Below are 26,497 nucleotides of genomic sequence, written 5' to 3'. Positions count from 1 at the left end.
ATGCGGGCTGTCCTTGTCAAGATTACAACCGTGCAACACCTATACGGCGAATCGGCGCCGCGGAGCGCCGCGAGCCTTGACTCTCAGCTAGAGGTCGAACCTTGGGTGCAGGCGGGGTGGAGACGGGTGCAGACGGGGTGCGCCGTTCGCAGCATGTCCTCCCCCGGACGGCTCGCGGGGGCCGTCCAAGCTGGCTGCCCGCGCCGGTTCCTCGAGCCGGTTCCCCGAGCTTTCCCGGAACTTTCCCGGAGTTTCCCGAATCCGCATGGACCCGAAGCTTTCCCTGATCCGCATGGACCCGGGCTTCGTTTTCGCCAGACCTGCGAATCCAGCTTCTGAACCCGTCCCTGTCACTGGCTCCGATCGGGGTCTCGTCGCGTTCCGGTTTGCTGCCACTTTGGAAGATCCCTGCCGATCCGCAGTGGCAGGGATCTTCCAAACCGGTCGATTTATACCAAACCGGAGGGTTTTAGTCGGCCGGAGGGATTCAGCCGGCGGGCAAGGAGCTCTAGGGCCGGATGCCTGGGGTTAGGGACTGAGCGATAGCCACAACTGATGGTCGGGATTCCCTTCCGCACTGGTTCCCACTCTTTGAGCATTGGTGTTGCCCCTGTGGTCACACCAGCCTCATAAGTGCACAAACAGTGGGAACCCGTGCGCCCTAGATGGTTCGATGGGCGAAAAGTAGCTCCCAGGGTGCACATTTGGTGACTTGGCGAGGGACTCGTGCGCCGAACGGGCAGGCATGGTGACTTCGCGGCCCCGAAAGCCGCCATGTCTTTCGGGGCAGCTAATTTCTGCTGCCACTTTGGGAAATCCCTGCCGGTTCGGTAGATCCCTGCCACTTTGGTTGATCCCTGCCGATCCGCGGTGGCAGGGATTCACCGAACCGGTCGATTTATCCCAAACCGGAGGGATCTACCAAACCGGAGGGATTTCCGGCCGGGGCCACGCCTTGCCGGCCCGAGCCTTGCCTCCAGGCTGACGCTATCCGCGCTGGAAGAGGTTGAGAATATTGCCCTCGGTGTCGGTGAACCAGGCAGCCTTTCCCACGGGCATGACCACAAGGCCGTTTTCCGTCGTCAGTCCAGGGAAGTCGTAGTCCTCGAATTCGACGCCGCGGCTCCGCAGGTTGGCCATATCGCCCTCGATGTCACTGGTTTCCCACCCCATCGCAGTGTTCTTGGCGCTGCCAGCATTGTCGGTCTTGTAGAGCAGGAAGGTTGTTCCGTCCCCGCAGTGGAAAAGGAGGTTTTCCTCGTCCATGCTGTCCGGCGGATCCAGTTGAAGCACGTTCCGGTAGAAATTACTGGCCCTGGTCATATCCGCCGCAGGGAGGACGGCCATAGTGTTGAGGTCCTTCAGCAATTTGATCACTCCTAAGTTGCAGTCCCGGGGTTGCGCCTCCCCCGGGCGTGGTCCTCAAGGCCGGATGTCCACTTTTTCCGCCGCGCAATCCGCCGTGCATCCCCCAAGTCCCGGGCTCTTCGGCGGGTACCTGTGAAACCCGTGGAAGGGGCTGCACAGGGTGATACTGCAATTATGAGCGCCGCGCGGAGCCCTCGACAGACTTCTCGGCAACTCATTCCGCCCACCCGCAAACGGCACCGAAACGCCGCAGGGCGCCCCCCCCCAAATACTGCGGGAGCGCCCTGCGGCACGGGACCGGAGCTTCAGCTCCGGTCCCGGCACGGGTGTTACTGCACGGGAACCCTAGCGGGTGGCCGCAGTTGTCAGTTCCGGCTCGGCTGCGGGAGCAGCGGGCTCGGCGTGGCCGTCATCCATGGTGGACTCGTCGAACGGGCGTTCGCGGTTCAGCACGGCGTTGACCTGTTCCTTGTTGATTTCCTTGGTCCAGGTGCCGATCAGGACGGTGGCGACGGCGTTGCCGGTGAAGTTGGTCAGCGCGCGGGCTTCGGACATGAAGCGGTCGATGCCGACGATCAGGCCGACGCCCTCCACCAGGTCCGGACGGTGCGACTGCAGTCCGCCGGCCAGTGTTGCCAAGCCGGCGCCGGTGACGCCGGCAGCACCCTTGGAGGCAATGATCATAAAGACCAGCAGGGAGATCTGCTCGCCGATTTCCAGCGGCATGTTCATGGCCGAGGCCACGAACAGTGAGGCCATCGTGAGGTAGATGGCAGTGCCATCCAGGTTGAAGGAGTAACCGGTGGGTACGGTCACGCCCACCACCGGCTTGGAGATGCCAAGGTGTTCCATCTTGGCGATCAGGCGGGGCAGTGCAACCTCGGAGGATGAGGTGGAGAAGATCAGCAGGTATTCACGGCCGAGGTAGCGCATGAGCTTGAAGATATTCACGCCGGTGCAGAGCTTGAGCACGCCGCCGAGGACGATGGCGATGAACAGTGCGCAGGTGACGTAGAAGGCGATCATCAGCACTGCCATGCTCTTGATCGCTTCGATGCCGGTTTCGCCGACGACGGCGGCGATCGCACCGAAGGCGCCGATGGGCGCCAGCCACATGATCATGCCCAGAATGCGGAAAACCAGCTTCTGGATCTGTCCGATCAGGGTGAGGATGGGAGCTCCGGTGGAGCCCATCTTCTGCAGGGCGAACCCGACCAGCAGCGCCACGAAGAGGGTCTGCAGGATGCTCTCGCCGGTCAGCGAGGCCAGCAGGGTGGTGGGGATGATGCTCAGGAGGAAGCCGGCCATGCCTTCGGCGTCTTCGGCGACCTTCGGGGCGTCGGCGGCGCTGCCCGCAATGTTCAGGCCCTCGCCCGGGTCAATCAGGTTGCCGACGACCAGGCCGATGGCCAGCGCGAAGGTGGACATGACGATGAAGTAGCCCAGGGCCAGACCGCCGACCTTGCCCACTGTGGCTGCTTTGGCGATCGAGCCGATGCCGAGGACAATTGTGCAGAAGATGACGGGGGCGATCATCATCTTGATGAGGCCGATGAAGGCGGTGCCGACCGGCTTCAGCTCCTTGGCGAAGTCAGGCACTACCAGGCCCAGGGTGGCGCCGAGCACCACCGCGAGAATTACTGCGATGTACAAAAAGTGTGTTCTGTCCTTCTTGCGCGGACTCTTCGGTGAGTCGACGCCTTTGGGAATAGTGGCAGATGCCATGTGTGCTGCTCCTAGGCTTGGTTGCTGATCTCTCCCTGGGCGGCACCGAGACTGCGGTTCTCGCTATGCGCGGAGCCGTACGGGAATCGCCGGGAACGTAAGTCATTCGCATTCATCGTCATCCGGAGCTGTGACGGCTGTCACCATTGTGTTCATACTGTTCTCAATTGTTTTGAGCAAAAGGAAATTAATTGCGGAAATGGAGCCTGGCCAGCCGGCTGCTTATCGGGCAGCTGGCTTTTCTCGTGTGCCTGTCGCTCGGGCTTTCGCTGGCGCTCTATCTCCAGGCCGAGCGGGACAGCTACGAGGAGACCGGCGACCGGATGCTTGCCGTGGCCGGCACCGTTGCCGCAGATCCGTTTGTGCTGGAGTCGGCAGCCGCCGCGGATCCGAGCAGCTCCCTGCAGCCCTTCGCCCGGGCCGTCATGGACGCCGCCCACATCGATTTCCTGACCATCATGGCGCCGGACCGCACCCGGTTCACCCACCGCAGCGAAGATGAGATCGGCAAGGCCTACCTCGGCTCCGTGGACCAGGCGCTCGACGGACAGTCCTTCACCGAGACCTACGCCGGAACCCTGGGGCCGTCGGTCCGGGCCATTGTTCCGGTCCTCGGGCCGGACGGGGAAGTCACCGCCCTCGTCGCGGCGGGCATCACCGTGGACCGTGTCGCCGTCGCACGGAACGCCCAGCTGCCCGCGGTGGTCCTGACATCGCTGGGGGCACTGGTCTGCGGCACCCTCGCCTCCTACCTGCTCAGCCGCTACCTGCGGCGCACCACTCAGGACCGCCGGCCGGATGAGCTGCAGAGCATGTTCACGTTCTACGACTCCGCCCTGCATTCACTGCGCGAAGGTTTGCTGCTGCTGAACAACGACGGCGAACTCGTCCTCTACAACGACCAGGCCGCCGAACTGCTGGGCTTGGAACCCGGCGGAAGCGGCAGGCCTCGGGATACCAGGGCCCTGGGGCTGCCGGGTCCGCTCGCGGCCCTGCTGCACGAGGGTCGGACTGCCGAAGATGAGTTCCACTTTGCTCGGGACCGCATCCTCGTGGTGAACCAGTCCCCCGCCCTCGCTCCGCCGGGTCCCGACGGCGTCGGCCGGCTCCGCCCGCTCAGCCGCAGCGCGAAGCGGGCCGCTCCGGCGGCAAGGCGCTTCGGCACCGTGACCACCCTGCGTGACCACACCGACATTGAAGCCCTGACCGGAGAACTGCAGTCCATGCGCACGCTGACCGATGCCCTTCAGGCCCAGGCCCATGAACACGCCAACCGGCTGCACACGCTGGTCTCGTTGATTGAGCTCAACCGCCACGGCGACGCCCTGGACTTCGCCACCCGCGACCTGGAGCGGTCGCAGCAGTTGGCCGACGACGTCGTCGCCGCCGTCGGTGAGCCCGCCCTGGCCGCGCTGCTGACGGGCAAGTCGGCGCAGGCCCGCGAGCGCGGCATCCGCCTGGCCGTGGATCTGACGCACGCCGGCTCCGATGTTCCGCTGGAGCTGGACCCGGGTGAGCTGGTGACGATTGTGGGAAACCTGATCGATAACGCCTTCGACGCGGTCCAGGGCCTTCCGGACGCCGCGGTGGATACCCGGTTCGCGCTGGCCGGAGACCACTCCCGGGACTGGTTCGAGATCACGGTGCAGGACAACGGGCCGGGCATTCCGGAGCTGGTGTCCGGGCGGGTCTTTGACCAAGGCTTCAGCACCAAGGATCCGTTGGTGCTGCTGCCGTCGGGCACCGGTGCGACCGGCCGCGGCATCGGTCTGCCGCTGGTGCGCCAGGCGGTGCTGCGGCTGGGCGGAACCCTGCGCCTTGATCCGGGCGGACAGCCCGGGTGCGGTGCGGCCTTCACCGTGTTGCTTCCCCTCCCGGGGCCGGATGGCCTGTCTCCTTCCGCCGCTCCTCTTTCCAATGCTGCGGCGGTCCAGCGGTGAATGCCGAACGGAACATCACCGTCCTGGTGGTTGAGGACGACGGCATCGTCGCCGAGGCCCACGCCGAATATGTGCGGCGCAGTCCCGGCTTCGCCCTGGCCGGCGTCGTGCACACCGGCACCGACGCCATCACCTTCCTGAACGCCTCAGCCACCGGCCGCAGCGGCACGGCGTCCGACGGCGGCCTGCCGGGGCACAGCGGGCCGGGACAGGGCACGGAGCCCGCCGTCGACCTGATTCTCCTGGACATGAACCTGCCGGACCTGCACGGGCTGGACGTGCTGCGCCGGATCCGCGGGGCGGGAGTTCCTGCCGACGTCATCGCCATCACCGCGGTGCGGGATCTCGCCGTCGTGCGCAGCGCGATGTCAGCCGGCATCGCGCAGTACCTGATCAAGCCCTTTACCTACTCGGCATTCAGCGCCAAGCTCGCCTCCTACCGGGAATACCATCTGAACCTGGCCGGGCAGGGTGTCTCGGCCACCCAGTCCGAGGTGGACCGCGCCCTGGCCGCGCTGCGGCCGAATGTGCCGGCGGTGCTGCCCAAGGGGCTCTCCCCCGACACCCTCGAAGCGGTCTCGGAGCTGCTGAAGGCTGCGGCCGCGCCGATGTCGGCCAGCGAGGTGTCGGCGGCGCTGGCCATGTCGCGCATTACCGTCCGGCGGTACCTGGAGCACCTGGGTGACCAGCGCGCGGTGCTGCGCACTCCCCGCTACGGCACCCGCGGCCGGCCGGAGCTGGAGTATCACTGGCGGCGGTAAGGTCCGCACACCGGATCTTGGCGCCCGACTCCTCCAGGACGGACAGATTCTCAGCCCGACACAGCGGATTATCGCTCCGGGGTTCCGAAGCAGCCTGCTGGTGCCTACCCTTTAGGTGCATTTAAGCCAAGCCAACAGCAGGCCGAAATGCCCTCCCATTAGGCCTGCCCGCCTACCCGGAGTGTGTCCCATGATTCAGGAATCAGACCTTGAAGCCCTCCGCAGTGTTGTCCAGGGCACGTTGAGCGGCCCGGGCGACGCCGGCTACGCCGTCGCCACCGCAGGGTTCAACCCTTCCTTGGTCCAGCGCCCCGACGCCGCGCTGGGAGCGTCCGGCGTCGAGGACATCCAGCTCGCCGTCCGTTGGGCAGCGCAACTCGGCATTCCCATCGGGATCCAGGCCACCGGCCACGGGGCTGTGACGGAGATGGACGAGGGCCTAATGATCAATACGTCCCGGTTGCAGGACCTGACGGTGGATCCCGACGCCCAAACGGTCACAGTCGGTGCCGGGGTTCGCTGGGGCCAGGTGCTGGAGCAGGCAGTGCCAGAGGGCCTGACTGCCCCGCATGGGTCCTCCGGCCACGTCGGAACGGTCGGCTACGCGTCGGGAGGCGGGTTGCCGCTGATGGGCCGGGCACTGGGGTTTGCCGCCGACCATGTGCGCTCCATCGATGTTGTTACTCCCGACGGCCGGCTGCGGCATGTGGAAGCCGGCGGCGAGAACGCCGATCTGTTCGCGGCGCTGAGGGGAGGGAAAGGCAATTTCGGCGTCATCACGTCGATGACTCTCGGCTTGATTCCCTATCAGGAGTTCTACGGCGGCGCGATCCTGTACCCGGAGGACGCCGGCCCGGAAGTCTTGGAGACCTTCCGTGAATGGACGGTTCAGCTGCCCTCGGATGCCTCGGCTTCCCTGGCCTTCCTTCACTTTCCAGACGTCCCCTTCCTGCCGGAGGACCGGCGCGGCACGTCGCCGGTGCATCTTCGGTTCGCGCTGTTCGGCAGCCAGGAAGAGGGAGACACACTGATCGGGCCGATGCGGCACGCCGCAAATCCCCTCCTGGATACTGTCGGGCCGATGAACTACCTGGACGTAGGAAGCATCCACATGGATCCGGATGAACCGGTTCCCAGCATGGACCGCGCCACCCTGCTGACGTCGCTGCCGGAGGATCTGGCCGATGAACTGCTGCGCCAGATCGGTCCGGGTTCAGACACTCCGCTGGCGCTGACGGAAATACGCCTCATGGGCGGCGCCCTGGCCACCGAGCCGGCGGTCGAAGATGCAGTCTCCGGCCGGAACGCGGCCTTCCACATCTTCTCGGCCGGCATTAATCTTCCGCCGGCGGCCGACGCCACGGCGGCGGCGCTGGAACGCTTCGGCGCCGCCGTCGAGCCCTACGCTGCCGGCTCACTGGTCAATTTCCGGGGCCCTGTTGGCCGCAAAGGGGACGTGGCCCCGGTGTGGGAACCGGGGGTGTTCGGACGGCTGCAGGCGGCCAAGGCGGCCTACGATCCGCAAAACCTGTTCCGGTTCAGCCATGCAGTTCCGCTTCCGCAGACCTAGCGGCGGGCCGCTCCGCGTGCCCGGGGATTGAGCACCGGCTGCCGTGCTTGGATCCTCACGAAGGAGGTGCGCCGCGCCGTCATTCCGAGGCGTTGCCCGAAACCCCGCGGAAACCGGGATACGTTCCCTGCACCTACCCTGGATTTCCGAGGGGAGCTCGATCATCGGGTCGCTGGCGATCCGGCATGAACTGAACGATTTCCTTCTCAACGAAGGAGGGCACATCGGCTACAGCGTGCGCCCGTCGGCGCGGCGCCGGGGCCACGCCGCGCAGGCGTTGAACAACGCGGTGCCGGTGGCACGGGCGCTGGCGATATCCCCGCTTCTGCTCACCTGCGATGAGGACAACACCGGTTCCCGGGCAACCATCGAAAAGAGCGGCGGCGTCCTCGAAGACATCCGGCGGGGCAAACGCCGCTACTGGATCAGCACGAGCTGATCGCGTCCAGCTAATTCCCGGCGACCCGGTGACGCCCGCGGCGGCGGCTACATGTTTTCCGGTGACGCCCGGTTACGTGCGACGCTGGTTGCATGGATCTGGAGATATCGCCCGCGCTCACGATTCCCGCAGCGGAACTGAATTGGCGATTCTCGCGCTCCTCCGGGCCCGGCGGCCAGCACGTTAACACCTCGGACAGCCGCGTGGAGCTCTCGTGGAACGTCTCTCAATCGGCCGTCCTTTCCGAGAACCAACGGCTGTTGCTGCTCACGCGGCTCGAGCGGCGCCTCGTGTCCGGGACCATCACGGTGACCGCCTCCGAACAGCGCTCCCAGCTGCGCAACCGCGAACTCGCCCTGGCCAAGCTCGCGGAGCTCGTGGCAGCGGGCCTGGCTCCGGAAGCGGCCCGCCGCCGCGCGACCAAACCCACCCGGGGGTCGAACCGCCGGCGCCTCGATGCCAAGAAACAGCGATCGGCAACGAAATCGCAGCGCAGACGACCCCCGGCCGACTAGGCCCCCGGCCGCAGCAGCGGCAGCAACGCGTCGATGACCAGCGGATCCTCAATGATCGAGGGCACCGTATAGGCATCGCCGTCGGCAATCTGCCGCATCGTCTTGCGCAGGATCTTGCCGGAGCGGGTCTTGGGCAGCGCGTCCACCACCTGCACGTCCTTGAAGTCCGCCACCGGCCCGATCGACTCGCGCACCAGCTTCACCAGATCGGCCCGCAGCTCCTCCACACCCAGGACCGAGCCGGCCTTCAGCACCACGTAGCCGCACGGCCGCTGCCCCTTGAGCGAATCCGCCACCCCGATCACGGCACACTCGGCCACCGCGGGATGCGTGGCAACAATCTGCTCCATCGCGCCGGTGGAGAGCCGGTGCCCGGAAACGTTGATGACGTCATCGGTGCGGCCCATGACAAACACATAGCCGTCCTCATCCACATAGCCGGAATCACCGGTGGTGTAGCAGCCCTCGAAAATCTCCAGGTAGGAAGACCGGAACCGGTCATCGCTGCCCCACAGCGTGGTCAGGGTGCCCGGCGGCAGCGGCAGCCGCAGCACAATGTTGCCCTCTTCGCCGGCGGGAACCTCCGCCCCCTCGCCGTCCACGATGGCCAGCGAGAACCCGGGCACTGGAACGGTCGCGGAGCCGGCCTTGATCGGCAGCTGCTCCAGGCCCAGCGGATTGGCGCAGATCGCCCAGCCGGTCTCGGTCTGCCACCAGTGATCCACCACCGGAATGTCCAGCGCCCGGCCGGCCCAGGCAAAGGTCTCCGGGTCCAGCCGCTCCCCCGCCACAAACAGCGTCCGCAGCGCCGACAGGTCGTAATCCGCCATCAGCGCGGCGTCCGGATCGGCCTTGCGGATCGCCCGCAGCGCGGTGGGCGCGGTGAAAAGGACATCCACCCCGTGCTCCCCGGCCACGCGCCAGAACGCTCCGGCGTCGGGCGTGCCCACCGGCTTGCCCTCGTACAGCACGGTGGCCGCCCCGGCGAGCAGCGGCGCGTACACAATGTAGGAGTGCCCCACCACCCAGCCGACGTCGGAGGCGGTCCACATCACTTGGCCGGGGCCGACGTCGTAAATGTTGCGCATCGACCAGGCCAGCGCGACGGCGTGCGAACCGTTGTCCCGGACCACGCCCTTGGGTGCGCCGGTGGTGCCGGAGGTGTAGAGGATGTAGAGCGGATCGGTGGCGGCCACCGGCACCGGACCGGCCGGTGACGCAACGGCCGCGAGCGCGTCCCAGTCGTGCCAGGCGGCGCCGTCCGCGCCGTCGTACTCCTCGAAGGAGTGGTCAAAGCCGTCCCGGGCCGCAACTACCACATGGTTCACCCGATGCGTGGCGGCCGCGAGCGCGGCGGCCACATTGGGCAGGTACTCCACGGTGCGCCGGGGCTCCAGCCCGCCGCTGGCGGTGACGACGACGGCGGGGCGGGCATCGTCGATCCGCGCCGCCAGCTCCTTCGGGGCGAAGCCGCCGAACACCACCGAATGCACCGCGCCGAGCCGGGCCGCCGCGAGCATCGCGATCACGGCCTGCGGAATCATCGGCAGATAGATGATGACCCGGTCCCCGGCTTCAACGCCCAGTCCGCGGAGCACCCCGGCGAAGGTTTCGACCTCGGCGAGCAGCTCGCTGTAGGAGTACGTGCGCTTGACGCCGAGCATCGCGGAGTCGTAGATCAGGGCATCCGCGTCCCCTCGGCCCGCGGCGACATGCCGGTCCAGCGCGTTGTAGCTGGTGTTGAGTGTCCCGTCGGGGAACCAGCGGTACAGCGGGGCGGCGGAGTCATCCAGGGCACGCCGGGGCGCGGTGTCCCAGTCCACCAGGGCGGCGGCCTCAAGCCAAAAGCCCTCGGGGTCGTCGAGACTGCGGGCATAGGCCTGCGCATACCCCTCGCCGGGCCCGGCTTCCACCCCTCCGGCGGTTGCGGGCTCGATGCCGACGGCTGCGGGCTCGATCCCGACGGTCTCCGGTGCTTCATTTCCTGCATCCAGGCCAGAGCTCATGAATCCTCCTCGATTCGCATGTGATACCCATCACCCTAGGCCTGTCCGGCCGTTCGCCACAAACCGGACTGTGTATACATGACCTCCCGCGAACTCTGGGATTTAGGCAAATTTGTTTCCGCTAGGCAGGTTTGTGTATACACTGATGAGATACATCACACATGGACCAGTCTGCAGCACGGGCTGGCCGCAGCAGCAGAGAGGAGCGTCCCATGAGGGCAAGTGACCGCGCCTACCGGGCGCTCCGCGAGGACATCGTCTCGGGACGCCTGCCGCCGGGAACCGTGCTCGCCGAAGTGGAGCAGTCCCAGCGCCTGGGCATTTCCCGCACACCGCTGCGCGAAGCCATCAGCCGGCTCACCGCCGACGGGCTGGCCGCCCCGCACACCGGACGCGGCGTCGTCGTCACGGCAATCTCACCGAACACCGTGACCGAACTGTTTGAGCTCCGCCAGGCCCTGGAATGCAAGGCCGCCTCGCTGGCGGCCTCGCGCGGAAACCCCGAGGTCTTCACCGGGCTGCGGCGGGAATTCGAGGAGGCCGCGGACCTCATCCTGCAGGACGCCGGAACCGATCCGTCCCGCGCCGGCTACTACGCGCTGGTGGCCCGCCTGGATGAAGCCATCGACACGGCCGCCGCCAACACATACCTCACCCAGGCTCTGGCGAACGTGCGGCTGCATCTGGCCCGCGTCCGCCGCCTGGCCAAGGACAACCCGGAACGGCTGCTGGCTACGGCCGGCGAACACGCCACCATCGCCGCGGCCATCGCCGCCCGGGATCCGGCGCTGGCCGCCTCCGCCACCTCGGTCCATCTGCACAAGAGCCTGGAACACTTCCTGGCAGCCACCGGCCCGCCGGACTGACACCCCGCTCCCCTGCCACCGGGCAACCGGCTGGCAACCCTGAAAACTTCCCTTCCGAAATCCCGAAAACGTCCCGAAAGGACACAACATGAATCTCCACAAGGTGCGGGTCCACCGCAGCGACGAGAACCTGGCCCGCGAAGACCAGCTGGCCTACAAGATCGCCGAGGTCGCTGCCGACCCCGTCGCCGTGACCGACGAGGTCACTGACATGGTCATCAACCGCGTCATCGACAACGCCTCGGTGGCCATTGCCTCCCTGAATCGCGGTCCCATCGTCGCCGCCCGCGCCCAGGCCCTGTCATTCTCCCCCTCCGCGCACGGCAACGGCTCGGCAGTGTTCGGCGTCGAGCAGAAGACCTCCCCGGAGTGGGCCGCCTGGGCCAACGGCGTGGCTGTGCGCGAACTGGACTACCACGACACGTTCCTCGCCGCCGAGTACTCCCATCCGGGCGACAACATCCCGCCGCTGCTCGCCGTCGCCCAGCACACCGGCGCCTCCGGCGCCGACCTGATCCGCGGCATCGCGACCGGCTACGAAATCCAGGTCGACCTGGTCAAGGCCATCTGCCTGCACAAGCACAAGATCGACCACGTGGCCCACCTCGGCCCGTCCGCCGCCGCCGGCATCGGCACCCTGCTGGGCCTCGACGTCGACACCATCTTCCAGGCGGTCGGCCAGGCGCTGCACACCACCACGGCCACCCGCCAGTCCCGCAAGGGCGAAATCTCCACCTGGAAGGCGCACGCTCCCGCATTCGCCGGCAAGATGGCCGTGGAAGCCGTGGACCGCGCCATGCGCGGCCAGACCTCCCCCACCCCCATCTATGAGGGTGAAGACGGCGTCATTGCCTGGATGCTGGACGGCCCCGGCGCGGCCTACGAAGTGCCGCTGCCCGAGGCCGGCGAAGCCAAGCGCGCCATCCTGGACACCTACACCAAGGAACACTCCGCCGAGTACCAGGCCCAGGCCTGGATCGACCTGGCCCGCAAGATCCACCGCGAGCACCCCGAGGCCGCCGACGCCTCCAAGGTCGCCAGCGTCCTGATCGCCACCTCGCACCACACCCACTACGTGATCGGCTCCGGCGCCAACGATCCGCAGAAGTACGATCCCACGGCTTCGCGCGAGACCCTGGACCACTCCATCCCGTACATCTTCACCGTCGCCCTGCAGGACGGCGCCTGGCACCATGTGGACTCCTACGCCCCGGAGCGCGCCGGCCGTGCCGACACCGTGGAGCTGTGGCACAAGGTCACCACCGTGGAGGATCCGGAATGGACCCGCCGCTACCACTCGCTGGACATCAACGAGAAGGCCTTCGGCGGCAAGGTGACCATCGTCCTGACCGACGGCACCGAGATCACCGATGAGATCGCCGTCGCCGACGCCCATCCGCTGGGCGCCAAGCCGTTTGCCCGCGAGCAGTACATCAACAAATTCCGCACCCTGGCCGCCGGGCTGGTCTCCGACGAGGAGATCGAACGCTTCCTGAGCACCGTCCAGCGCCTGCCCGAACTGGCCGCCGGCGAGCTGGACCAGCTGAACATCACCGCCGCCGAGGGCGTCATCGACCCGGCCAACGCCCCGAAGGGACTCTTCTAAATGCTGTACTCCTCCGTAACCCCCGAGGCCAAGCGCATCGCCTTCCGCAAGGGCCTGGCCTCCGGCACGCTCCAGCAGTACCCGGGTGCGTTCAACCCGCTTTCGGCCCGCCTGATCGAGGAAAAAGGGTTCGACGGCGTGTACATCTCCGGCGCGGTCCTCGCCAATGACCTCGGCCTGCCGGACATCGGCCTGACCACCCTGACCGAGGTCGCCACCCGCGCCGGGCAGATCGCCCGGATGACCGACCTGCCGGCCATCGTCGACGCCGACACCGGCTTCGGCGAGCCGATGAACGTCGCGCGCTCCATCCAGGAACTCGAAAACGCCGGCCTGGCCGGCTGCCACATCGAGGACCAGTTCAATCCCAAGCGCTGCGGCCACCTCGACGGCAAGAACGTGGTGGACCTGGACACGGCCACCAAGCGGATCCGCGCCGCCGCCGACGCCCGCCGCGACTCGAACTTCCTGATCATGGCCCGCACCGACATCCGCGCCGTGGACGGCCTCGAAGCCGCCCAGGACCGGGCCCGGGCACTGGTCGACGCCGGGGCGGACGCGATCTTCCCCGAGGCCATGAAGTCGCTGGAGGAATTCGCCGCGATGCGTGCCGCCGTCGACGTGCCGATCCTGGCCAACATGACCGAGTTCGGCAAGAGCGACCTCTTCAGCTACGACGAGCTGGCGTCAGTGGGCGTGAACATGGTGATCTACCCGGTCACCCTGCTGCGCAGCGCGATGGGCGCCGCCGAGCGCACCCTGGACACGATCAAGGCCAAGGGCACCCAGCAGGAGGATGTCCCGAATATGCTCACGCGTGCACGTTTGTACGATCTGGTGGATTATGAAGCCTATAACCGCTTCGACACGTCGGTATTCAACTTCCAGATCCCGGGCCAGCACTAGCACTGCCCCGGAATCACCGCAGCTACATCATCGCGACAAAGGAGTCTTTCGTAATGACAGATGAGCAGATCCACAAGGGACTGGCCGGTGTCCTTGTTGACACGACCAAGGTCTCCAAGGTCAATCCGGACACCAACTCGCTGCTCTACCGCGGTTACCCGGTCCAGGAGCTGGCGGCACACTGCAGCTTCGAAGAGGTGGCCTACCTGCTGTGGAACGGCGAGCTGCCCACCGCCGACGAGCTGGCGGAGTTCACCGACGGCGAGCGGAACCAGCGTGCGCTCTCCCCCGAGCTGAAGGCCGTCATCGACGCCCTGCCGCTGACCTGCCACCCGATGGATGTCTGCCGCACGGCAGCGTCGGTGCTGGGTGCGGAGCATGCCCAGGCGGATGACTCCTCCCGGCAGGCGAACATGGAAAAGTCGGTCAGCCTGTTCGCCGCCATGCCCGCCGTCGTCGCCTACGACCAGCGCCGCCGGCGCGGCGAGGACGTGGTGGAGCCCCGCGATGATCTGGGCTACTCCGCGAACTTCCTCTGGATGACGTTCGGCGAGGAAGCAGCCCCCGAGGTCGTGGAGGCGTTCAACGTCTCGATGATCCTGTACGCGGAGCACTCCTTCAACGCCTCCACGTTCACGGCCCGCGTGATCACTTCCACGCTCGCGGACCTGCACTCGGCGGTGACCGGCGCCATCGGCGCACTCAAGGGGCCGCTCCACGGCGGCGCCAATGAGGCGGTCATGCACACGTTTGCGGAGATCACCTCAAGCGCCGGCGAGGGCGACGTCGCCGAGCACGCCGCGGGGTGGCTGGACGCCGCACTGGCGGACAAGAAGAAGATCATGGGCTTCGGCCACCGCGTGTACAAGAACGGCGACTCGCGGGTGCCGACCATGAAGGCCTCCCTGGACAAGATGGTCAAGCACTACGACCGTCCGGACCTGGGCGAGCTCTATACCGCGCTGGAGTCGGCCATGGGTGAGCGGAAGAACATTCTGCCCAACCTGGACTACCCCGCCGGTCCGGCCTACCACCTGATGGGCTTTGACACGCCCACCTTCACTCCGCTGTTCGTGGCCGCCCGGATCACCGGCTGGACCGCGCACATCATGGAGCAGCTGGAAGCCAACTCCCTGATCCGCCCCCTCAGCGCCTACGACGGCCCGGAGGAACGGCACCTGGGCTAAGCAGCCGGTTCCGAACAGCAAGACGCCCGCCGCAGGATATTCTGCGGCGGGCGTTTTGCTGTCCGGGTGGCCCGCTGTCCGGGTGGCTCGCGGCCCGGACGGAACGTCAGGAAAAGACGATGCCGGCGACGCTTTCGTTGTCGTCGGCCAGGGTGACGACAACGTCAAAGGCCCGCCCGGCGAGCACCTCCGGCATCCAGTGCGCCGAATCCGGCCACATCTGCGGATACGGCACCTCGTTTACCGGGTACCAGACCGGAACGATTTCCGACGACGGCGCCGGCTCGCCCATCCAGGTGCGCGCCCGGTAGACCACCGTGGACATGTCCCACTCCGGGCGGGCCGGAAAGATGAACTCGATGGTTCCGGCCTGCTCCAGGTCGGCTTCAGCCACGGTGACCCCGGATTCCTCGAAGACTTCGCGCACGGCCGCCTGCTCCGGGGTCTCCCCCGGCTCCACATGCCCGCCGAGGGTGACGATCCGGCCAATTCCGAAGCCGGTCTGCTTCAGCCCCATCAGGACTTCCGCGCCGCGCTGCTGGGTTTCACGCAGCAGGAAGCACAGGACCACGGGCACGGCGCGAGGCGGCGCGTGTTCGCCGGCCGGTTCGCCGGGCCCGAAGGCGCCCGGCGTCACAGTGCCCGCGGATGCGCGGCGGCGTAGACCTCGCGCAGGGTTTCGGCGGTCACCAGGGTGTAGACCTGGGTGGTGGTCACCGAGGCGTGGCCGAGCAGCTCCTGCACCACGCGGACGTCGGCCCCGCCCTCCAGCAGGTGCGTGGCGAAGGAGTGCCGCAGCGTGTGCGGGGACACGTCCCGGCCGATCTGTGCCTTTTCCGCGGCGTTTTTCAGGATGGTCCAAGCGCTTTGCCGGCTGAGCCGGCCGCCGCGGGCGTTCAGGAACAGTGCGGGCGTTCCCTTGCCCTTCACGGAGGCTGCCGGCCGGCCGCGGACCAGGTACTCGTCCAGTGCGCGGGCGGCGTAGGAGCCCAGCGGCACCAGGCGTTCCTTGGAGCCCTTGCCGAAGAGCCGCACCACGTCGGGGCCGTTGGCGGGGATCCGTTCCAGGGACAGGTCATCGATGTCCAGGCCGACGGCCTCGCTGATGCGGGCCCCGGTGGAGTAGAGGAATTCCAGCAGTGCCCGGTCCCGCAGCCCGGTGGGGGTCTCAGTGGAGATCGCCTCCAGGATCCGGGTGACCTCATTGACGCTGATCGCCTTGGGCAGCCGTTTGCCCGGCAGCGGCGGATGGACGTCGGCGGCCGGGTCGGCGGTGGCCAGGCCCTCCAGCGCCCAGAACTTGTGCAGCCCGCGGACGGCAACCACGGTGCGGGCTGCCGAGCGCACGCTCAGCGCGGAGGCGCCGTCTGAGCCCTCCACGATCGACTGGGCGAAGGCTGTCACATCGTGCCGGGAGATGCGGCCGACGTCGTCGACGCCGCGGGAGGTCAGGAACCGGGCGTACCGCAGCAGGTCGCGGCGGTAGGCATCCAGCGTGTTGACGGCCAGGCCCCGTTCCACTGCCATGTGCTGCAGGTAGCCGCCGATGGCACGGCCGACGGCGGTGGCGCGCAGCTCATCGGCGGCGGAGGGGCCCTTGGGTGCGGGAACCTTCGGAGGCTTGGGGGTTTTGGCGTTTCCCGGCGCCTCGGGATCAGCGGGCTCCGCCGGCGTGGAAGTCGCTGCCGAATCGGCGCCGGACGCCGGAGCGGAATCCTCTGCCTTGCCTGTGGACTTGTCTGTGGACGTGGCTGTGGACCTGCTGGCTGCCTTGTCCTCCGCCAGCGCGGCGCGCAGCAGCTCGGCGGGGGAATCCAGCCGGAGGGTGGCGTTGCCCGGACGGTAATCGAACCGGATGGTGTCGTTCAGCGACGGGGACCCCGGCGCAGGAGTGTGTCCGCCGGCGGGTAGATCGGAGGCGGCCATAGCAGTCTTCAGTCCTAAAGAACGGGGCCCTGCGGCCAAGTGGAGTGCTGGGAGTGGTGTTCGGGCCAGGGTGCGTCCGCCGGGCGCAGGTTGGCATAGCCGGACGGGCGGGCCGCTGCTGCGGCCAGGACTCCGGCCACGGCCGAGGGGCTGTGCATCCGGCCCTCAAGGGCGGCTGCCACTGCGTCGTCGAGATCTACCCACATGGTGCGGATTTCCGCTTCCTCATGGGTGCGTTCGTGCCGGTCGGCCTCGGGGATCCAGGTAATACCGCGTGCGAGGTAGATGCGCAGAGCCTCCCGGGACGAGCCGGGCGAGAGGAACAGGTCGGTGAGGACGTTCCACTCGGCGGCCTGGATGTCGGCCTCCTCGGCCAGCTCCCGGGCGGCGCCGACCTGGAAGTCCTCGCCGTCGATGTCCAGCAGTCCGGCGGGGATTTCCCAGAGGGTCATCCGCACCGGATGCCGGTACTGGTTGATCAGCAGCACCTGGCCGGCGTCGTTCAGGGCCAGGATGGCGACCGCCCCGGGGTGGCGGACGAAGTCGCGGACCAGGGGTTCGCCGTCGTCGGTCAGGGAGAACTTCTCACTGACCACGTCCCAGACCCGCCCGGTGTATTCCACGGAGGAACTCAACAGGCGGCGGGGACTCTGTTCGTCGGCGAACCCTCTGGCCTCGCTCATGGGTTGTTAGCCCTTGCCGTTCTGGCGTGCCAGGGCGGCCTTCACCAAACCGGCGAAGAGCGGGTGCGGGCGCGTCGGGCGGGAGCTGAGCTCCGGGTGCGCCTGCGTGGAGACGTAGTACGGGTGTACGTCGGCCGGAAGCTCAACGAACTCCACCAGTCCGCCGTCGACCGTGGTGCCGGAGAAGGACAGGCCCGCCTCGGCGATCTGGTCGCGGTACTCGTTGTTGACCTCGTAGCGGTGACGGTGGCGTTCGGCCACAGCCGTCTTGCCGTACGTCTTGGCCACCACGGAGCCCTCTTCGAGCTTGGCGTCCCACAGGCCCAGGCGCATGGTGCCGCCCATGTCGCCTTCGCCGGAGACAATCTGCTTCTGCTCAGACATGGTGGCGATGACCGGGTACTTGGTGTCCGGCTCGAACTCCGAGGAGGACGCACCTTCCAGACCCACCACGTTGCGGGCGTACTCGATGACCATGCACTGCAGTCCGAGGCACAGGCCCAGGGTGGGCACCATGTTTTCCCGGGCGTACGTCAGGGCGCCAAGCTTGCCTTCCAGGCCGCGGATGCCGAAGCCGCCGGGAACGCAGATGGCGTCGGCGCCGGCCAGTGCCGCTGCGGCACCTTCCGGCGTGGCGCACTCGTCCGAGGGCACCCAGCGGATGTTGACCTTGGTCTTGTTGGCGAAACCGCCGGCGCGCAGTGCTTCCGTGACGGAAAGGTAGGCGTCGGGCAGGTCCACGTACTTGCCCACCAGGGCAATGTCGACATGGTGCTTGGGGTTGTGGACAACTTCGAGGAGCTTGTCCCACTTGGTCCAGTTGACGTCCTTGAACTTCAGGTCCAGGTGCTGGACGATGTACGCGTCCAGGCCCTGGGAGTGAAGCGTCTTGGGGATGTCGTAAATGCTCGGGGCGTCCGGGCAGCCCACGACGGCGTCCACATCGACGTCGCACATGCGGCCGATCTTGGCGCGCATGGCATCCGGCACCGGGCGGTCCGAGCGGATGACGATGGCGTCGGGCTGGATGCCGATGGACCGCAGGGCGGCCACTGAGTGCTGCGTCGGCTTGGTCTTCAGTTCCTGGGACGGGCCGATGTACGGAACCAGCGAGACGTGCAGGAAGAAGACGTTGTTGCGGCCAATGTCCTGGCGCACCTGGCGTGCGGCTTCCAGGAAGGGCTGGGACTCGATGTCGCCAACCGTGCCGCCGATCTCGGTGATGATGACATCGGGGGTCTTCTTCGCCTCGGAGGGCAGGCGCATCCGGCGCTTGATCTCGTCGGTGATGTGCGGAATGACCTGGACGGTGTCGCCGAGGTATTCGCCGCGGCGTTCCTTGGCGATGACCGTGGAATAGACCTGGCCGGTGGTGACGTTGGCGGAGCCGTCGAGGCTCTCGTCAAGGAACCGCTCGTAATGGCCGATGTCGAGGTCAGTCTCGGCGCCGTCGTCGGTAACGAAGACTTCGCCGTGCTGGAAGGGGTTCATCGTGCCCGGATCCACGTTGAGATAGGGATCGAGCTTCTGCATGGTCACCGCTATGCCGCGCGACCTCAACAGATGGCCGAGACTTGACGCTGTCAGTCCCTTACCGAGTGAGGACGCCACGCCACCGGTGACGAAGATGTGTTTTGTCGTAGAAGACGACTTGGGAAACCTGGAATTTGATCGCTGCACCACGGAGTTCGAGCCTATCACCTTTTGTAGTTCTGGTTTAAATGCGTTGGGGTTATTCATGCGGCGGGTGTCCCGCCGCGGCCAGGAGTTCAACGGCGTGTGCCCGGGCGGACTCGGAGTCTTCCTGGCCCGCGAGCATCCTGGCAAGTTCCTTGATCCGCTCCGCGTCGTCCAGGACGGTGACGTCGCTGGCGGTGACGCCGGTTCCATTTTCCCCCGTTGCGGACATCTTGATAACCCGGATGTGATGGTCGGCAAAAGATGCCACCTGCGGAAGGTGGGTGACCACTATCACCTGGACGTGCTTGGCCAGCATGGCCAGGCGGCGGCCGATTTCGACGGCGGCCTTTCCGCCGACGCCGGAGTCCACTTCGTCGAAGATGAACGTCGGCACGGGGTCCACCGCGGCCAGCACCACCTCGATTGCCAGCATCACCCGGGACAGCTCGCCGCCGGAGGCGCCCTTGCCCAGCGGGCGGGCCGGCGCGCCGGGGTGCGGCTGGAGGAGGAACGAAATGGCGTCCGCTCCGTGCACGCTGAGCTCCTCGACGGGAGTGACCTCGATGAGCAGGTGAGCATCGGCCATCGCCAGTGCCGACAGCTCGTCGCTCACCCGCCGGGCGAGTTCCGCCGCCGCTTCGGTCCGCAGTTTGGTCAGGTCCGCTGCGGCCGCGGTCAGTGTGGCCTGCAGCTCCGAGATTTCCGTTTCGAGTGCCTCGATGCGGGTGCCGTCATCCCCCAGCTCCGCCAGCCGGACGCGGCTCGTTTCCGCCCATTCCAGGACCTCGTCCACGGAGGGGGCGAACTTGCGGGTCAGGGCGGAGATCTCAGCCCGCCGGGACTCGACTTCGGCGAGCCGTTCCGGGCCTTCGCCGTCCAGGGAGGCGCTGTAGCTGGCCAGTTCGGTGGCAATGTCCGCAAGGATGTAGCCGACTTCGGCCAGCCGCTTGGCGGAATCGGCCAGGGCGGGGTCGTGTTCTCCGGCCAGTTCCAGCTGCCGCTTGGCGCTGTCCACCAGCGAGGTGGCGTCGGAACCGTCGGAGAAGTCTCCGGCAATCAATGCCGAGTGCGCGCCCACGGCCGCGGTGCGCAGTTCCTCGAAGTTGTTCAGCCGGGTGGCTTCGGTCTTGAGGATCTCGTCCTCCCCCGGCAGCAGCTCGAGGGCATCGATTTCCTCCAGCGAGGCCGTGAGGTACTCGGCTTCGCGCAGGCGTTCCCGGGCCTGGTCGCGCAGGGTGGAGAGTTCGGTGACGGCGGACCGCCAGCGGGCGAAGTCCGTCTGGTAGGAGGACAGGACGGAGGCAAGGGCAGGGCCGGCGTACTTGTCCAGGGCTTCACGCTGCGCGGCCGTGCTCTTGAGCCGGAGCTGATCCGACTGTCCGTGCACCGCCACCAGATGCTGGCCGACCTCGGCCAGCACGCCCACCGGAGCGGATCGTCCGCCCACGTGGGCACGGCTGCGCCCGGCGGCGTTGACGGTGCGGGCGAGCATCAGCTCGGTGACGCCGTCGTACGTTTCCAGTTCCGCGCCGGCGTCTTCGGCCCGAGTCACTGCGGGGTTGTGCGGCGGCAGGCGCACCAGAGCTTCGGCGAGGGCCGCTTTGGCGCCGGTGCGCACCGCTCCGGCGTCGGTCCGGGCGCCCAGAAGCATGCCCAGGGCGGTGATCACCATTGTCTTTCCGGCGCCCGTCTCACCCGTAACCACCGTGAATCCGGGGCCGAGTTCCAGCGTGGCGTCAGTGATGACGCCGAGGTCGCGGATGCGGATCTCTTCGATCATGTGGCCAGCCCTCCGCTGTCTGCCGTCCGGCGGGTGAGTTCCACACTCGCTGAGTGTTCCCCCGGGGTGCCGACGGGTCCGCGCCAGCCCTGGGTGGGGAGCTGGAATTTGCGGACCAGGCGTTCGGAGAACGGCGTGGCATGCGTTCGGGCCAGGCGGACGGGGATGGTGGAGCGCGTCACCTCGATGCGGGCGCCCGGCGGCAGTTCGACGCTGCGCCGGCCGTCGCACCAGAGCACGCCGGCGGCATCCGTCCGGGTCAGGATTTCGACCGCCAGGATGGAGGTGGGTGCGACCACGAGGGGGCGGGCGAAGAGGGCGTGTGCGCTGATCGGGGTGATCAGGAGTGCCTCGACCTCGGGCCAGACCACGGGGCCTCCGGCGGAGAAGGAATAGGCAGTGGAGCCGGTGGGTGTGGCCAGGACAACGCCGTCGCAGCCGAAGGAACTGATCGGCCGGGCGTCCACTTCCACCACGACTTCGAGCATCCGCTGCCGGTCCGACTTTTCGATGGCCGCTTCATTCAGCGCCCAGGTGTTGGCGATCATCCGGTTTTCAAACCAGACTTTGACGTCGATCGTCATGCGTTCTTCGACCGTGTAGGCCCGCTCCACGACCCAGTGCACGGTCTGGGCCAGGTCTTCGCGCTCACTTTCGGCCAGGAATCCAACGTGTCCCAGATTCACGCCGAGCAGCGGGACGTCGGTGCCGCGGACCAGCTCGGCGGCCCGCAGGATAGTGCCGTCGCCGCCCAGGACCATGCCCAGGTCGACGCCGGCCAGGTCAACGTCTTCATCGAGGATTTCGGTGGGTGCGGTGAGGACACCGTAGACGGCCTGGATGTCTTCCAAATCCCGCCGCCGCATGACCGGGATCAGGCCGGAGGCGTGCAGCTGCGTGCAGGCTTCCTGGGCGGCAGTCATGGCAGCCTGCCGGCCGGTGTGGGCCAGCACAAGTATCCGTCTGCTCATGTCTGTCATATCCTGTTCCGCTCCCGGGGGAGCTGCTTTGGAGCTCCGTCGTCAGTCTTCTGTCGTCAGTTTCCTGCGGTCAGTTTCTCCGGTGCGTGTCTCGCCCGCAAACCGATCAGTAACCGAGTCCGGTCCGGCTCCATCAAACCCGTCAAAGGCCTCTTCCACCAAACGGCGGGCCTCAGCCTGTGCATCGGCGGGCAGCGCGGCCGGCTGTTGGTCAGCGGCCGCGACCTGCAGCCACAGGAAAAACTCCACGTTGCCGTTCTGCCCCGGCAGCGGACTGCGGGCCAGGCCGGCCACCCGAAGGTTCTCCGCCATGGCGGCAGAGACCACGCGGGTCACTGCCAGCCGGTGCTTTTGCGGATCCATGACGACGCCAGCCTTCTCCAGCTTCTCACGGCCCACTTCAAACTGCGGCTTGACCATGAGCAGCAGACTGCCGCCCGGGCGCGTCGCTGCGGCCAGCGGAGCAAGCACCAAGGTGAGGGAAATGAACGAGAGGTCGGCGACGGTCAGGTCCACCGGTCCCCCGATCGCCTCGGGCACCAGATACCGGACGTTCAAGCCTTCGTGCACATCGACCCGCGGGTCAACGCGCAGGGCGTCCACCAATTGGTCGTGGCCGACGTCGACAGCCACCACGCGCTCGGCACCGCGCCGCAGCAGGACGTCCGTGAAACCGCCGGTGGAGGCTCCGGCATCGAGGCAGCGCAGCCCTTCGGGCTGAACCTGCGGAAACGCGTCAAGGGCGCCGGCCAGCTTATGGCCGGCACGGCTGACATAGTCGGGGACGCCGTCGTCGAGCACTGAGAGGGGATCTTCTGCGCTGACCGAGGCCGAAGCCTTGCCCAGCACGGCACCCGCTCTGGCCACCCGGCCCGCCGCGATGAGCTTGGCCGCGTGGGTCCGGGAGCGCGCCAGTCCCCTGGCCACCAGTTCCTGGTCTAGTCTTGCCACGATCTAGCGCTCCTCCGGCGGTTCGGCGTTCAGTTCAGCCAACAGGCCGTCGTGCAGTGCGGTGTAAACGGCATGCTGTTCAGGGATGGGCGTATCGGCAAGTGTTCCCAGGGACGCCAAAGCGGCGTTTACTGCCGGATCCGCCGTCTGCGCCCGCAGGTGGGGCCAGGGGCGTTCGGTGCCCGGGGACTCCTCGCCGGTGTTTCCGCTGGTGTTCTCCATCTGGCGGCTGCCCCATCCTTGTCTGACGTTTGAAACCCAGCTTATCCGCCGGGGGTGACAGTCCAGCTGAGCTCGGGTGCGGAGGCCGTTTCGGCGACCGGCCGGGCGTTCCACCAGGCCGCACAGGCAGCGCGCCAGCTGTCCAGATCACTGCGGTCTCCGGAAATCTCCACCGTGTTGCCCAAGACGCGGGCAGTGGCGGTCCCGCAGGCGAAAACGCCGTCGCGGGCTTCGATTTCCGGATAGGGAGCATAGAAGGCGTCGAGGTTTTCCACGAGGTACGTCGGCCGTTCCCGGGTGCGGGCGGCCAGCGCTGTCTGCGGACTGTCGACGCCGGTGAGCACCAGTGCCGTCGCGAAACCGGCGTTGTTGCCGCCGAGGATGTCGGTATCCAGGCGGTCACCGACCACGAGCGGTGTTGAGGCGCCCAAATGGCTCGCCGCCGTCAGGAACAGCGGGGCCTCGGGCTTTCCCGCCACCAACGGTGTCCTGCCGGTGGCCGCCGCAACGGCGGCCACCAGCGTTCCGTTTCCCGGGGCGATCCCCCGGGCCTGTGGAATGGACATGTCGGTGTTCGTGGCAACCCATTTGGCACCGCGTTCCACGGCGAAGGCCGCCTCGGCCAGGTGTTTCCAGCCGAGCCCGGGATCGAAACCCTGGATCACGGCGTCGGGCCGGTCATCGGCGGAGCGCACCGGTACCAGCCCCTGTTCCAGGACCTGCTCGGTCAGCCAGGCGCTGCCAATCACCAGGACCGTGGCGCCGGCCGGCACCTGGCCGGCCAGCAGTTCAGCACCGGCCTGGGCCGAGCCAAACACGGTTTCCGCTGTTGCCGGGGCCCCCAGCTCGCGCAGATGCGCTGCCACCGTTTCGGAGGAGCGCGACGCGTTGTTGGTGACGTAAGCCAGCTGCACGCCGGCGCCTTCAAGGCGCTGCAGGGCCTCAACGGCTCCTGGGATGGCGTGCGGGCCGGCGTACACGACGCCGTCCAGATCGGACAGGACTGCGTCGTACCCGGCAATCAGCGGTGTGTTGGCCATGGTGCTACGCGCGTTCCTCGTCAGCGTCGCCGGCAGGCGCGTCGGCGGAGAACTCGTCGTTGTCGTTGCCGTCGTCGTGCTGTGCAGCGGCGGTGTCGTTGTCGTCCTCTTCGGTTTCGAGGACGCCGATGACGCCTTCCTGCTCGTCCGAGGGCAGGGTGTCGATGTCGTCGCTCAGTTCCAGCTCGTCATCGGCAACTGCCTTCTCAACGGGAGCGGCAAACGGCGTTTCGGAGCGCTCGGCAACCGGACGATCGTCGCGGTCTTCGCGGCCCCGGCGGGGACGCTCCGGCTTTTCGTCGTCGTCGTCACCCAGGTCGAAAATGTCCGGCTCAGCAAACTCGCCGACGCCCAGGGCCTTTTCAGCCAGCAGCGCGCGGTCGTTCCACTGTGCAGCTTCTTCGTTGCGGCCGGCTGCCTCGAGGGCATCAGCGTAGGCGCGGAAGAGGCGCGGGCTGAAGGAGAACGCACGGTTCTTGTCCAACTGCGGGATTTCCAGTGCGGTCACGGCGGCGTCGAACTGCTCCATGTCCATGCGGGCACCGGAGGTAACAATGGCCATGTCCACCTGTCCGGCGGCATCCAGTTCCTTGGCTTCATCCGAACGGGAGATGTCCAGGGCACGGTCCGGGCGGCCCAGACCGCGTTCGCAGTCGGCCATCATGGCCAGGTAGTCGTTGGATCCGCTGATCCGGCGGTAGGTGCGGAATTCACGCAGCGCCTCGGCGAAGTTTTCGGAGGCGTAGGCGGTCAGGGCCACTGCTTCGCGCACTGCTGCCATGCGTCCGCCGCGGCGGCTTGCTGCCAGGGCGTGCTGGAAGGCCAGCTCGGGGTTGATGTCGATCAGGCGGCCTGCCATGACCAGGTGCTTGGAGACCCACTCACCGCTGACCTCTTCCAGGACGCGCAGCTGGGCGCGGGTAACCTTGTCCAGCTCCTGGCCTGTGACGTCGTCATCGATTTCCGGTGAACGCTCACGGTCCGGGCGGTTGGCGCTGCGCAGGTCGCGGGCATTGTGCTTGCGCTCAACAACCGGTGCATCCTCGCCACGGGCCGGACGGTCGTTGGAGAAGGACGGCTTGCGGTCATTGTCGCGGGGAGGACGACGATCATCGCCACCACGGGACGGACGATCGCCGAAGGAAGGCTTACGATCTCCACGGTCACCGAAGGACGGCTTGCGGTCATTGTCGCGGGGAGGACGACGATCGTCGCCACCGAAGGACGGCTTACGATCGCCACGGTCACCGAAGGACGGCTTGCGATCTCCGCGGTCACCGAAGGACTTGCGCTCACCATCACGGGCGGGACGATCACCGAAGGAAGGCTTACGATCGCCACGATCGCCGAAGGAGGGCTTGCGATCGCCACGATCTCCGAAGGAGGGCTTGCGATCGCCACGATCTCCGAAGGACTTGCGCTCACCATCACGGGCGGGACGATCACCGAAGGAAGGCTTACGATCGCCACGATCTCCGAAGGAGGGCTTGCGATCTCCGCGGTCACCGAAGGACTTGCGCTCACCATCACGGGCGGGACGATCACCGAAGGAAGGCTTACGATCGCCACGATCGCCGAAGGAGGGCTTGCGATCTCCGCGGTCACCGAAGGACTTGCGCTCACCATCACGGGCGGGACGATCACCGAACGAAGGCTTACGATCGCCACGATCACCGAAGGACTTCCGCTCACCATCACGGGGAGGACGACGATCGTCGCTGCCGCGGCTGGCACGGTCGTTGCGCTCGGAACGGTCGCCGAAGGATGGCTTGCGGTCGTTGTCGCGTGCGGGACGGCGGTCATCGCCGCCGAAGGACGGCTTGCGATCTCCGCGGTCGCCGAAGGACGGCTTGCGATCTCCGCGGTCGCCGAAGGACTTGCGCTCACCGTCGCGTGCGGGACGGCGATCGTCGTCGCCGCGGGCAGGCCGGTCGCCGAAGGACGGCTTACGGTCCTTCGAGTACGGCTTGCGCTCTGATGATGCGCCGCGGTCGCCGAAGGACTTCCGCTCGCCGTCGCGTGCCGGCCGGCCTCCGAAGGAGGGCTTACGGTCTTCGTGGCGCTTGGGGGCGTTGCGGTCGTTCGTGGCCGGGCGTCCGCGGTCGTCGCGCTGGCCTGACGAGCTGCTGTTGCGGGCGGCGTTGTTGCCCTCGCTGCCGCGCTGATCCCTGTTATCTTGCTCTGACATGCTGGTGAGTTCCTCTCGTCGTGAGCCGACCAACGGAATTTACTGCAGTCGCTCGTCACTATGGATATATAAAGTTCTAAAGTCAGTGGGGCCCAAAACGGGCACAAGCCAATTCTAGTGCAGGCTGGTCTTGTCGGCGTCGCCCCATGCCCACAGGC

Annotated in this window: 23 protein-coding genes; 10 read left to right on the top strand and 13 right to left on the bottom strand. The window is 67.1% G+C overall.

The annotated features are described in order from the left end of the window. Positions 1-987: 987 nt before the first annotated feature. Together QNO08_RS06045 and QNO08_RS06040 are read right to left on the bottom strand one after the other, a co-directional pair. The gene (locus QNO08_RS06045; protein WP_229967084.1) at positions 988-1,368 is read right to left on the bottom strand and encodes a VOC family protein; all 381 of its coding nucleotides are present in this window, start codon (positions 1,366-1,368) and stop codon (positions 988-990) included. 345 nt (positions 1,369-1,713) lie between these two features. Next, positions 1,714-3,093 (bottom strand): cation:dicarboxylate symporter family transporter, encoded by a 1,380-nt coding sequence (locus QNO08_RS06040; RefSeq protein ID WP_229967086.1) that lies wholly within the window; start codon positions 3,091-3,093, stop codon positions 1,714-1,716. Between the two features lie 191 nt (positions 3,094-3,284). Here QNO08_RS06040 and QNO08_RS06035 point away from each other — a divergent pair, with 191 nt between their 5' ends. From QNO08_RS06035 to arfB, 5 genes are all read left to right on the top strand, one after another. Beyond that, positions 3,285-5,033 carry a sensor histidine kinase gene (locus QNO08_RS06035; protein WP_229967088.1) on the top strand — a complete coding sequence of 583 codons (1,749 nt, stop codon included), beginning with the start codon at positions 3,285-3,287 and terminating at the stop codon, positions 5,031-5,033. Next, complete coding sequence (locus QNO08_RS06030; protein ID WP_229967089.1) at positions 5,030-5,794, top strand: response regulator; 765 nt, start codon at positions 5,030-5,032, stop codon at positions 5,792-5,794. The genes QNO08_RS06035 and QNO08_RS06030 overlap by 4 nt, the downstream gene beginning before the upstream one ends. Positions 5,795-5,984: 190 nt before the next feature. Continuing rightward, positions 5,985-7,364 (top strand): FAD-binding oxidoreductase, encoded by a 1,380-nt coding sequence (locus QNO08_RS06025; RefSeq protein ID WP_229967091.1) that lies wholly within the window; start codon positions 5,985-5,987, stop codon positions 7,362-7,364. A gap of 43 nt (positions 7,365-7,407) precedes the next feature. Further along, complete coding sequence (locus tag QNO08_RS06020) at positions 7,408-7,803, top strand: GNAT family N-acetyltransferase (protein ID WP_229967093.1); 396 nt, start codon at positions 7,408-7,410, stop codon at positions 7,801-7,803. Between the two features lie 92 nt (positions 7,804-7,895). Continuing rightward, positions 7,896-8,318: an alternative ribosome rescue aminoacyl-tRNA hydrolase ArfB gene (arfB, locus tag QNO08_RS06015; protein ID WP_229967095.1), complete on the top strand. Its 423-nt coding sequence runs from the start codon at positions 7,896-7,898 to the stop codon at positions 8,316-8,318. Here the strand turns inward: arfB and QNO08_RS06010 are convergent. Beyond that, positions 8,315-10,324: an AMP-binding protein gene (locus tag QNO08_RS06010; protein WP_229967097.1), complete on the bottom strand. Its 2,010-nt coding sequence runs from the start codon at positions 10,322-10,324 to the stop codon at positions 8,315-8,317. The two genes, arfB and QNO08_RS06010, sit on opposite strands and share 4 nt — an antisense overlap. A gap of 212 nt (positions 10,325-10,536) precedes the next feature. Here QNO08_RS06010 and QNO08_RS06005 point away from each other — a divergent pair, with 212 nt between their 5' ends. The 4 genes from QNO08_RS06005 (at position 10,537) to QNO08_RS05990 (ending at position 14,889) form a co-directional block, all read left to right on the top strand. Further along, on the top strand, positions 10,537-11,190 hold the full coding sequence (locus QNO08_RS06005) for a GntR family transcriptional regulator (RefSeq protein WP_229967099.1): 654 nt from the start codon (positions 10,537-10,539) through the stop codon (positions 11,188-11,190). A gap of 88 nt (positions 11,191-11,278) precedes the next feature. Then, positions 11,279-12,796: an MmgE/PrpD family protein gene (locus tag QNO08_RS06000; protein ID WP_229967101.1), complete on the top strand. Its 1,518-nt coding sequence runs from the start codon at positions 11,279-11,281 to the stop codon at positions 12,794-12,796. Next, positions 12,797-13,702: a methylisocitrate lyase gene (prpB, locus tag QNO08_RS05995; protein WP_229967103.1), complete on the top strand. Its 906-nt coding sequence runs from the start codon at positions 12,797-12,799 to the stop codon at positions 13,700-13,702. Positions 13,703-13,755: 53 nt separating this feature from the next. After that, positions 13,756-14,889 (top strand): bifunctional 2-methylcitrate synthase/citrate synthase, encoded by a 1,134-nt coding sequence (locus tag QNO08_RS05990; protein WP_229967105.1) that lies wholly within the window; start codon positions 13,756-13,758, stop codon positions 14,887-14,889. Positions 14,890-14,995: 106 nt separating this feature from the next. Here QNO08_RS05990 and QNO08_RS05985 read toward each other — a convergent pair whose 3' ends face one another. From QNO08_RS05985 to QNO08_RS05940, 10 genes are all read right to left on the bottom strand, one after another. Then, entirely contained in the window at positions 14,996-15,526 is a 531-nt protein-coding gene (locus QNO08_RS05985) for an 8-oxo-dGTP diphosphatase (protein WP_349774905.1), read from the bottom strand. After that, positions 15,523-16,416: a site-specific tyrosine recombinase XerD gene (gene xerD, locus QNO08_RS05980; protein ID WP_229967130.1), complete on the bottom strand. Its 894-nt coding sequence runs from the start codon at positions 16,414-16,416 to the stop codon at positions 15,523-15,525. Before xerD ends, QNO08_RS05985 begins: the two co-directional genes overlap by 4 nt. A gap of 413 nt (positions 16,417-16,829) precedes the next feature. Further along, complete coding sequence (locus QNO08_RS05975; RefSeq protein WP_229967107.1) at positions 16,830-17,498, bottom strand: NUDIX domain-containing protein; 669 nt, start codon at positions 17,496-17,498, stop codon at positions 16,830-16,832. A gap of 6 nt (positions 17,499-17,504) precedes the next feature. After that, positions 17,505-19,199, bottom strand: a complete 1,695-nt coding sequence (gene pyrG / locus QNO08_RS05970; RefSeq protein WP_229967109.1) for a CTP synthase — start codon at positions 19,197-19,199, stop codon at positions 17,505-17,507. Positions 19,200-19,230: 31 nt separating this feature from the next. Next, complete coding sequence (recN, locus tag QNO08_RS05965; RefSeq protein ID WP_229967111.1) at positions 19,231-20,958, bottom strand: DNA repair protein RecN; 1,728 nt, start codon at positions 20,956-20,958, stop codon at positions 19,231-19,233. Further along, a complete protein-coding gene (locus tag QNO08_RS05960; protein ID WP_229967113.1) occupies positions 20,955-21,929 on the bottom strand; it encodes an NAD kinase in 975 nt (324 codons plus the stop codon). Before QNO08_RS05960 ends, recN begins: the two co-directional genes overlap by 4 nt. 51 nt (positions 21,930-21,980) lie before the next feature. Then, positions 21,981-22,892, bottom strand: coding sequence for a TlyA family RNA methyltransferase (locus QNO08_RS05955; protein ID WP_229967132.1), 912 nt, complete (start codon positions 22,890-22,892; stop codon positions 21,981-21,983). Next, positions 22,893-23,111, bottom strand: coding sequence for a hypothetical protein (locus QNO08_RS05950; protein ID WP_229967115.1), 219 nt, complete (start codon positions 23,109-23,111; stop codon positions 22,893-22,895). Positions 23,112-23,152: 41 nt separating this feature from the next. Continuing rightward, complete coding sequence (locus tag QNO08_RS05945; RefSeq protein ID WP_229967117.1) at positions 23,153-24,151, bottom strand: HAD-IIA family hydrolase; 999 nt, start codon at positions 24,149-24,151, stop codon at positions 23,153-23,155. Positions 24,152-24,155: 4 nt separating this feature from the next. After that, a complete protein-coding gene (locus tag QNO08_RS05940; protein ID WP_229967119.1) occupies positions 24,156-25,010 on the bottom strand; it encodes a tetratricopeptide repeat protein in 855 nt (284 codons plus the stop codon). A gap of 156 nt (positions 25,011-25,166) precedes the next feature. Here QNO08_RS05940 and QNO08_RS05935 point away from each other — a divergent pair, with 156 nt between their 5' ends. Further along, on the top strand, positions 25,167-26,129 hold the full coding sequence (locus tag QNO08_RS05935) for a hypothetical protein (protein ID WP_229967121.1): 963 nt from the start codon (positions 25,167-25,169) through the stop codon (positions 26,127-26,129). Positions 26,130-26,497: the final 368 nt, after the last annotated feature.

The organism is Arthrobacter sp. zg-Y820 (genome assembly GCF_030142155.1).
GTDB lineage: Bacteria > Actinomycetota > Actinomycetes > Actinomycetales > Micrococcaceae > Arthrobacter_B.
This window is presented reverse-complemented; position numbering and strand designations above follow the sequence as displayed.

What these genes read in the sequence shown, in the direction of transcription:
- xerD (WP_229967130.1), bottom strand. Translation starts at nt 16,416, where the DNA reads ATGGCAGTGGAACGGGGCCTGGCCGTCAACACGCTGGATGCCTACCGC.
- QNO08_RS06025 (WP_229967091.1), top strand. Translation starts at nt 5,985, where the DNA reads ATGATTCAGGAATCAGACCTTGAAGCCCTCCGCAGTGTTGTCCAGGGC.
- QNO08_RS05990 (WP_229967105.1), top strand. Translation starts at nt 13,756, where the DNA reads ATGACAGATGAGCAGATCCACAAGGGACTGGCCGGTGTCCTTGTTGAC.
- QNO08_RS05960 (WP_229967113.1), bottom strand. Translation starts at nt 21,929, where the DNA reads ATGAGCAGACGGATACTTGTGCTGGCCCACACCGGCCGGCAGGCTGCC.
- QNO08_RS05950 (WP_229967115.1), bottom strand. Translation starts at nt 23,111, where the DNA reads ATGGAGAACACCAGCGGAAACACCGGCGAGGAGTCCCCGGGCACCGAA.
- QNO08_RS06010 (WP_229967097.1), bottom strand. Translation starts at nt 10,324, where the DNA reads ATGAGCTCTGGCCTGGATGCAGGAAATGAAGCACCGGAGACCGTCGGG.
- QNO08_RS06040 (WP_229967086.1), bottom strand. Translation starts at nt 3,093, where the DNA reads ATGGCATCTGCCACTATTCCCAAAGGCGTCGACTCACCGAAGAGTCCG.
- recN (WP_229967111.1), bottom strand. Translation starts at nt 20,958, where the DNA reads ATGATCGAAGAGATCCGCATCCGCGACCTCGGCGTCATCACTGACGCC.
- QNO08_RS06005 (WP_229967099.1), top strand. Translation starts at nt 10,537, where the DNA reads ATGAGGGCAAGTGACCGCGCCTACCGGGCGCTCCGCGAGGACATCGTC.
- QNO08_RS05945 (WP_229967117.1), bottom strand. Translation starts at nt 24,151, where the DNA reads ATGGCCAACACACCGCTGATTGCCGGGTACGACGCAGTCCTGTCCGAT.
- QNO08_RS05975 (WP_229967107.1), bottom strand. Translation starts at nt 17,498, where the DNA reads ATGAGCGAGGCCAGAGGGTTCGCCGACGAACAGAGTCCCCGCCGCCTG.
- prpB (WP_229967103.1), top strand. Translation starts at nt 12,797, where the DNA reads ATGCTGTACTCCTCCGTAACCCCCGAGGCCAAGCGCATCGCCTTCCGC.
- arfB (WP_229967095.1), top strand. Translation starts at nt 7,896, where the DNA reads ATGGATCTGGAGATATCGCCCGCGCTCACGATTCCCGCAGCGGAACTG.
- QNO08_RS06000 (WP_229967101.1), top strand. Translation starts at nt 11,279, where the DNA reads ATGAATCTCCACAAGGTGCGGGTCCACCGCAGCGACGAGAACCTGGCC.
- QNO08_RS05940 (WP_229967119.1), bottom strand. Translation starts at nt 25,010, where the DNA reads ATGGCAGGCCGCCTGATCGACATCAACCCCGAGCTGGCCTTCCAGCAC.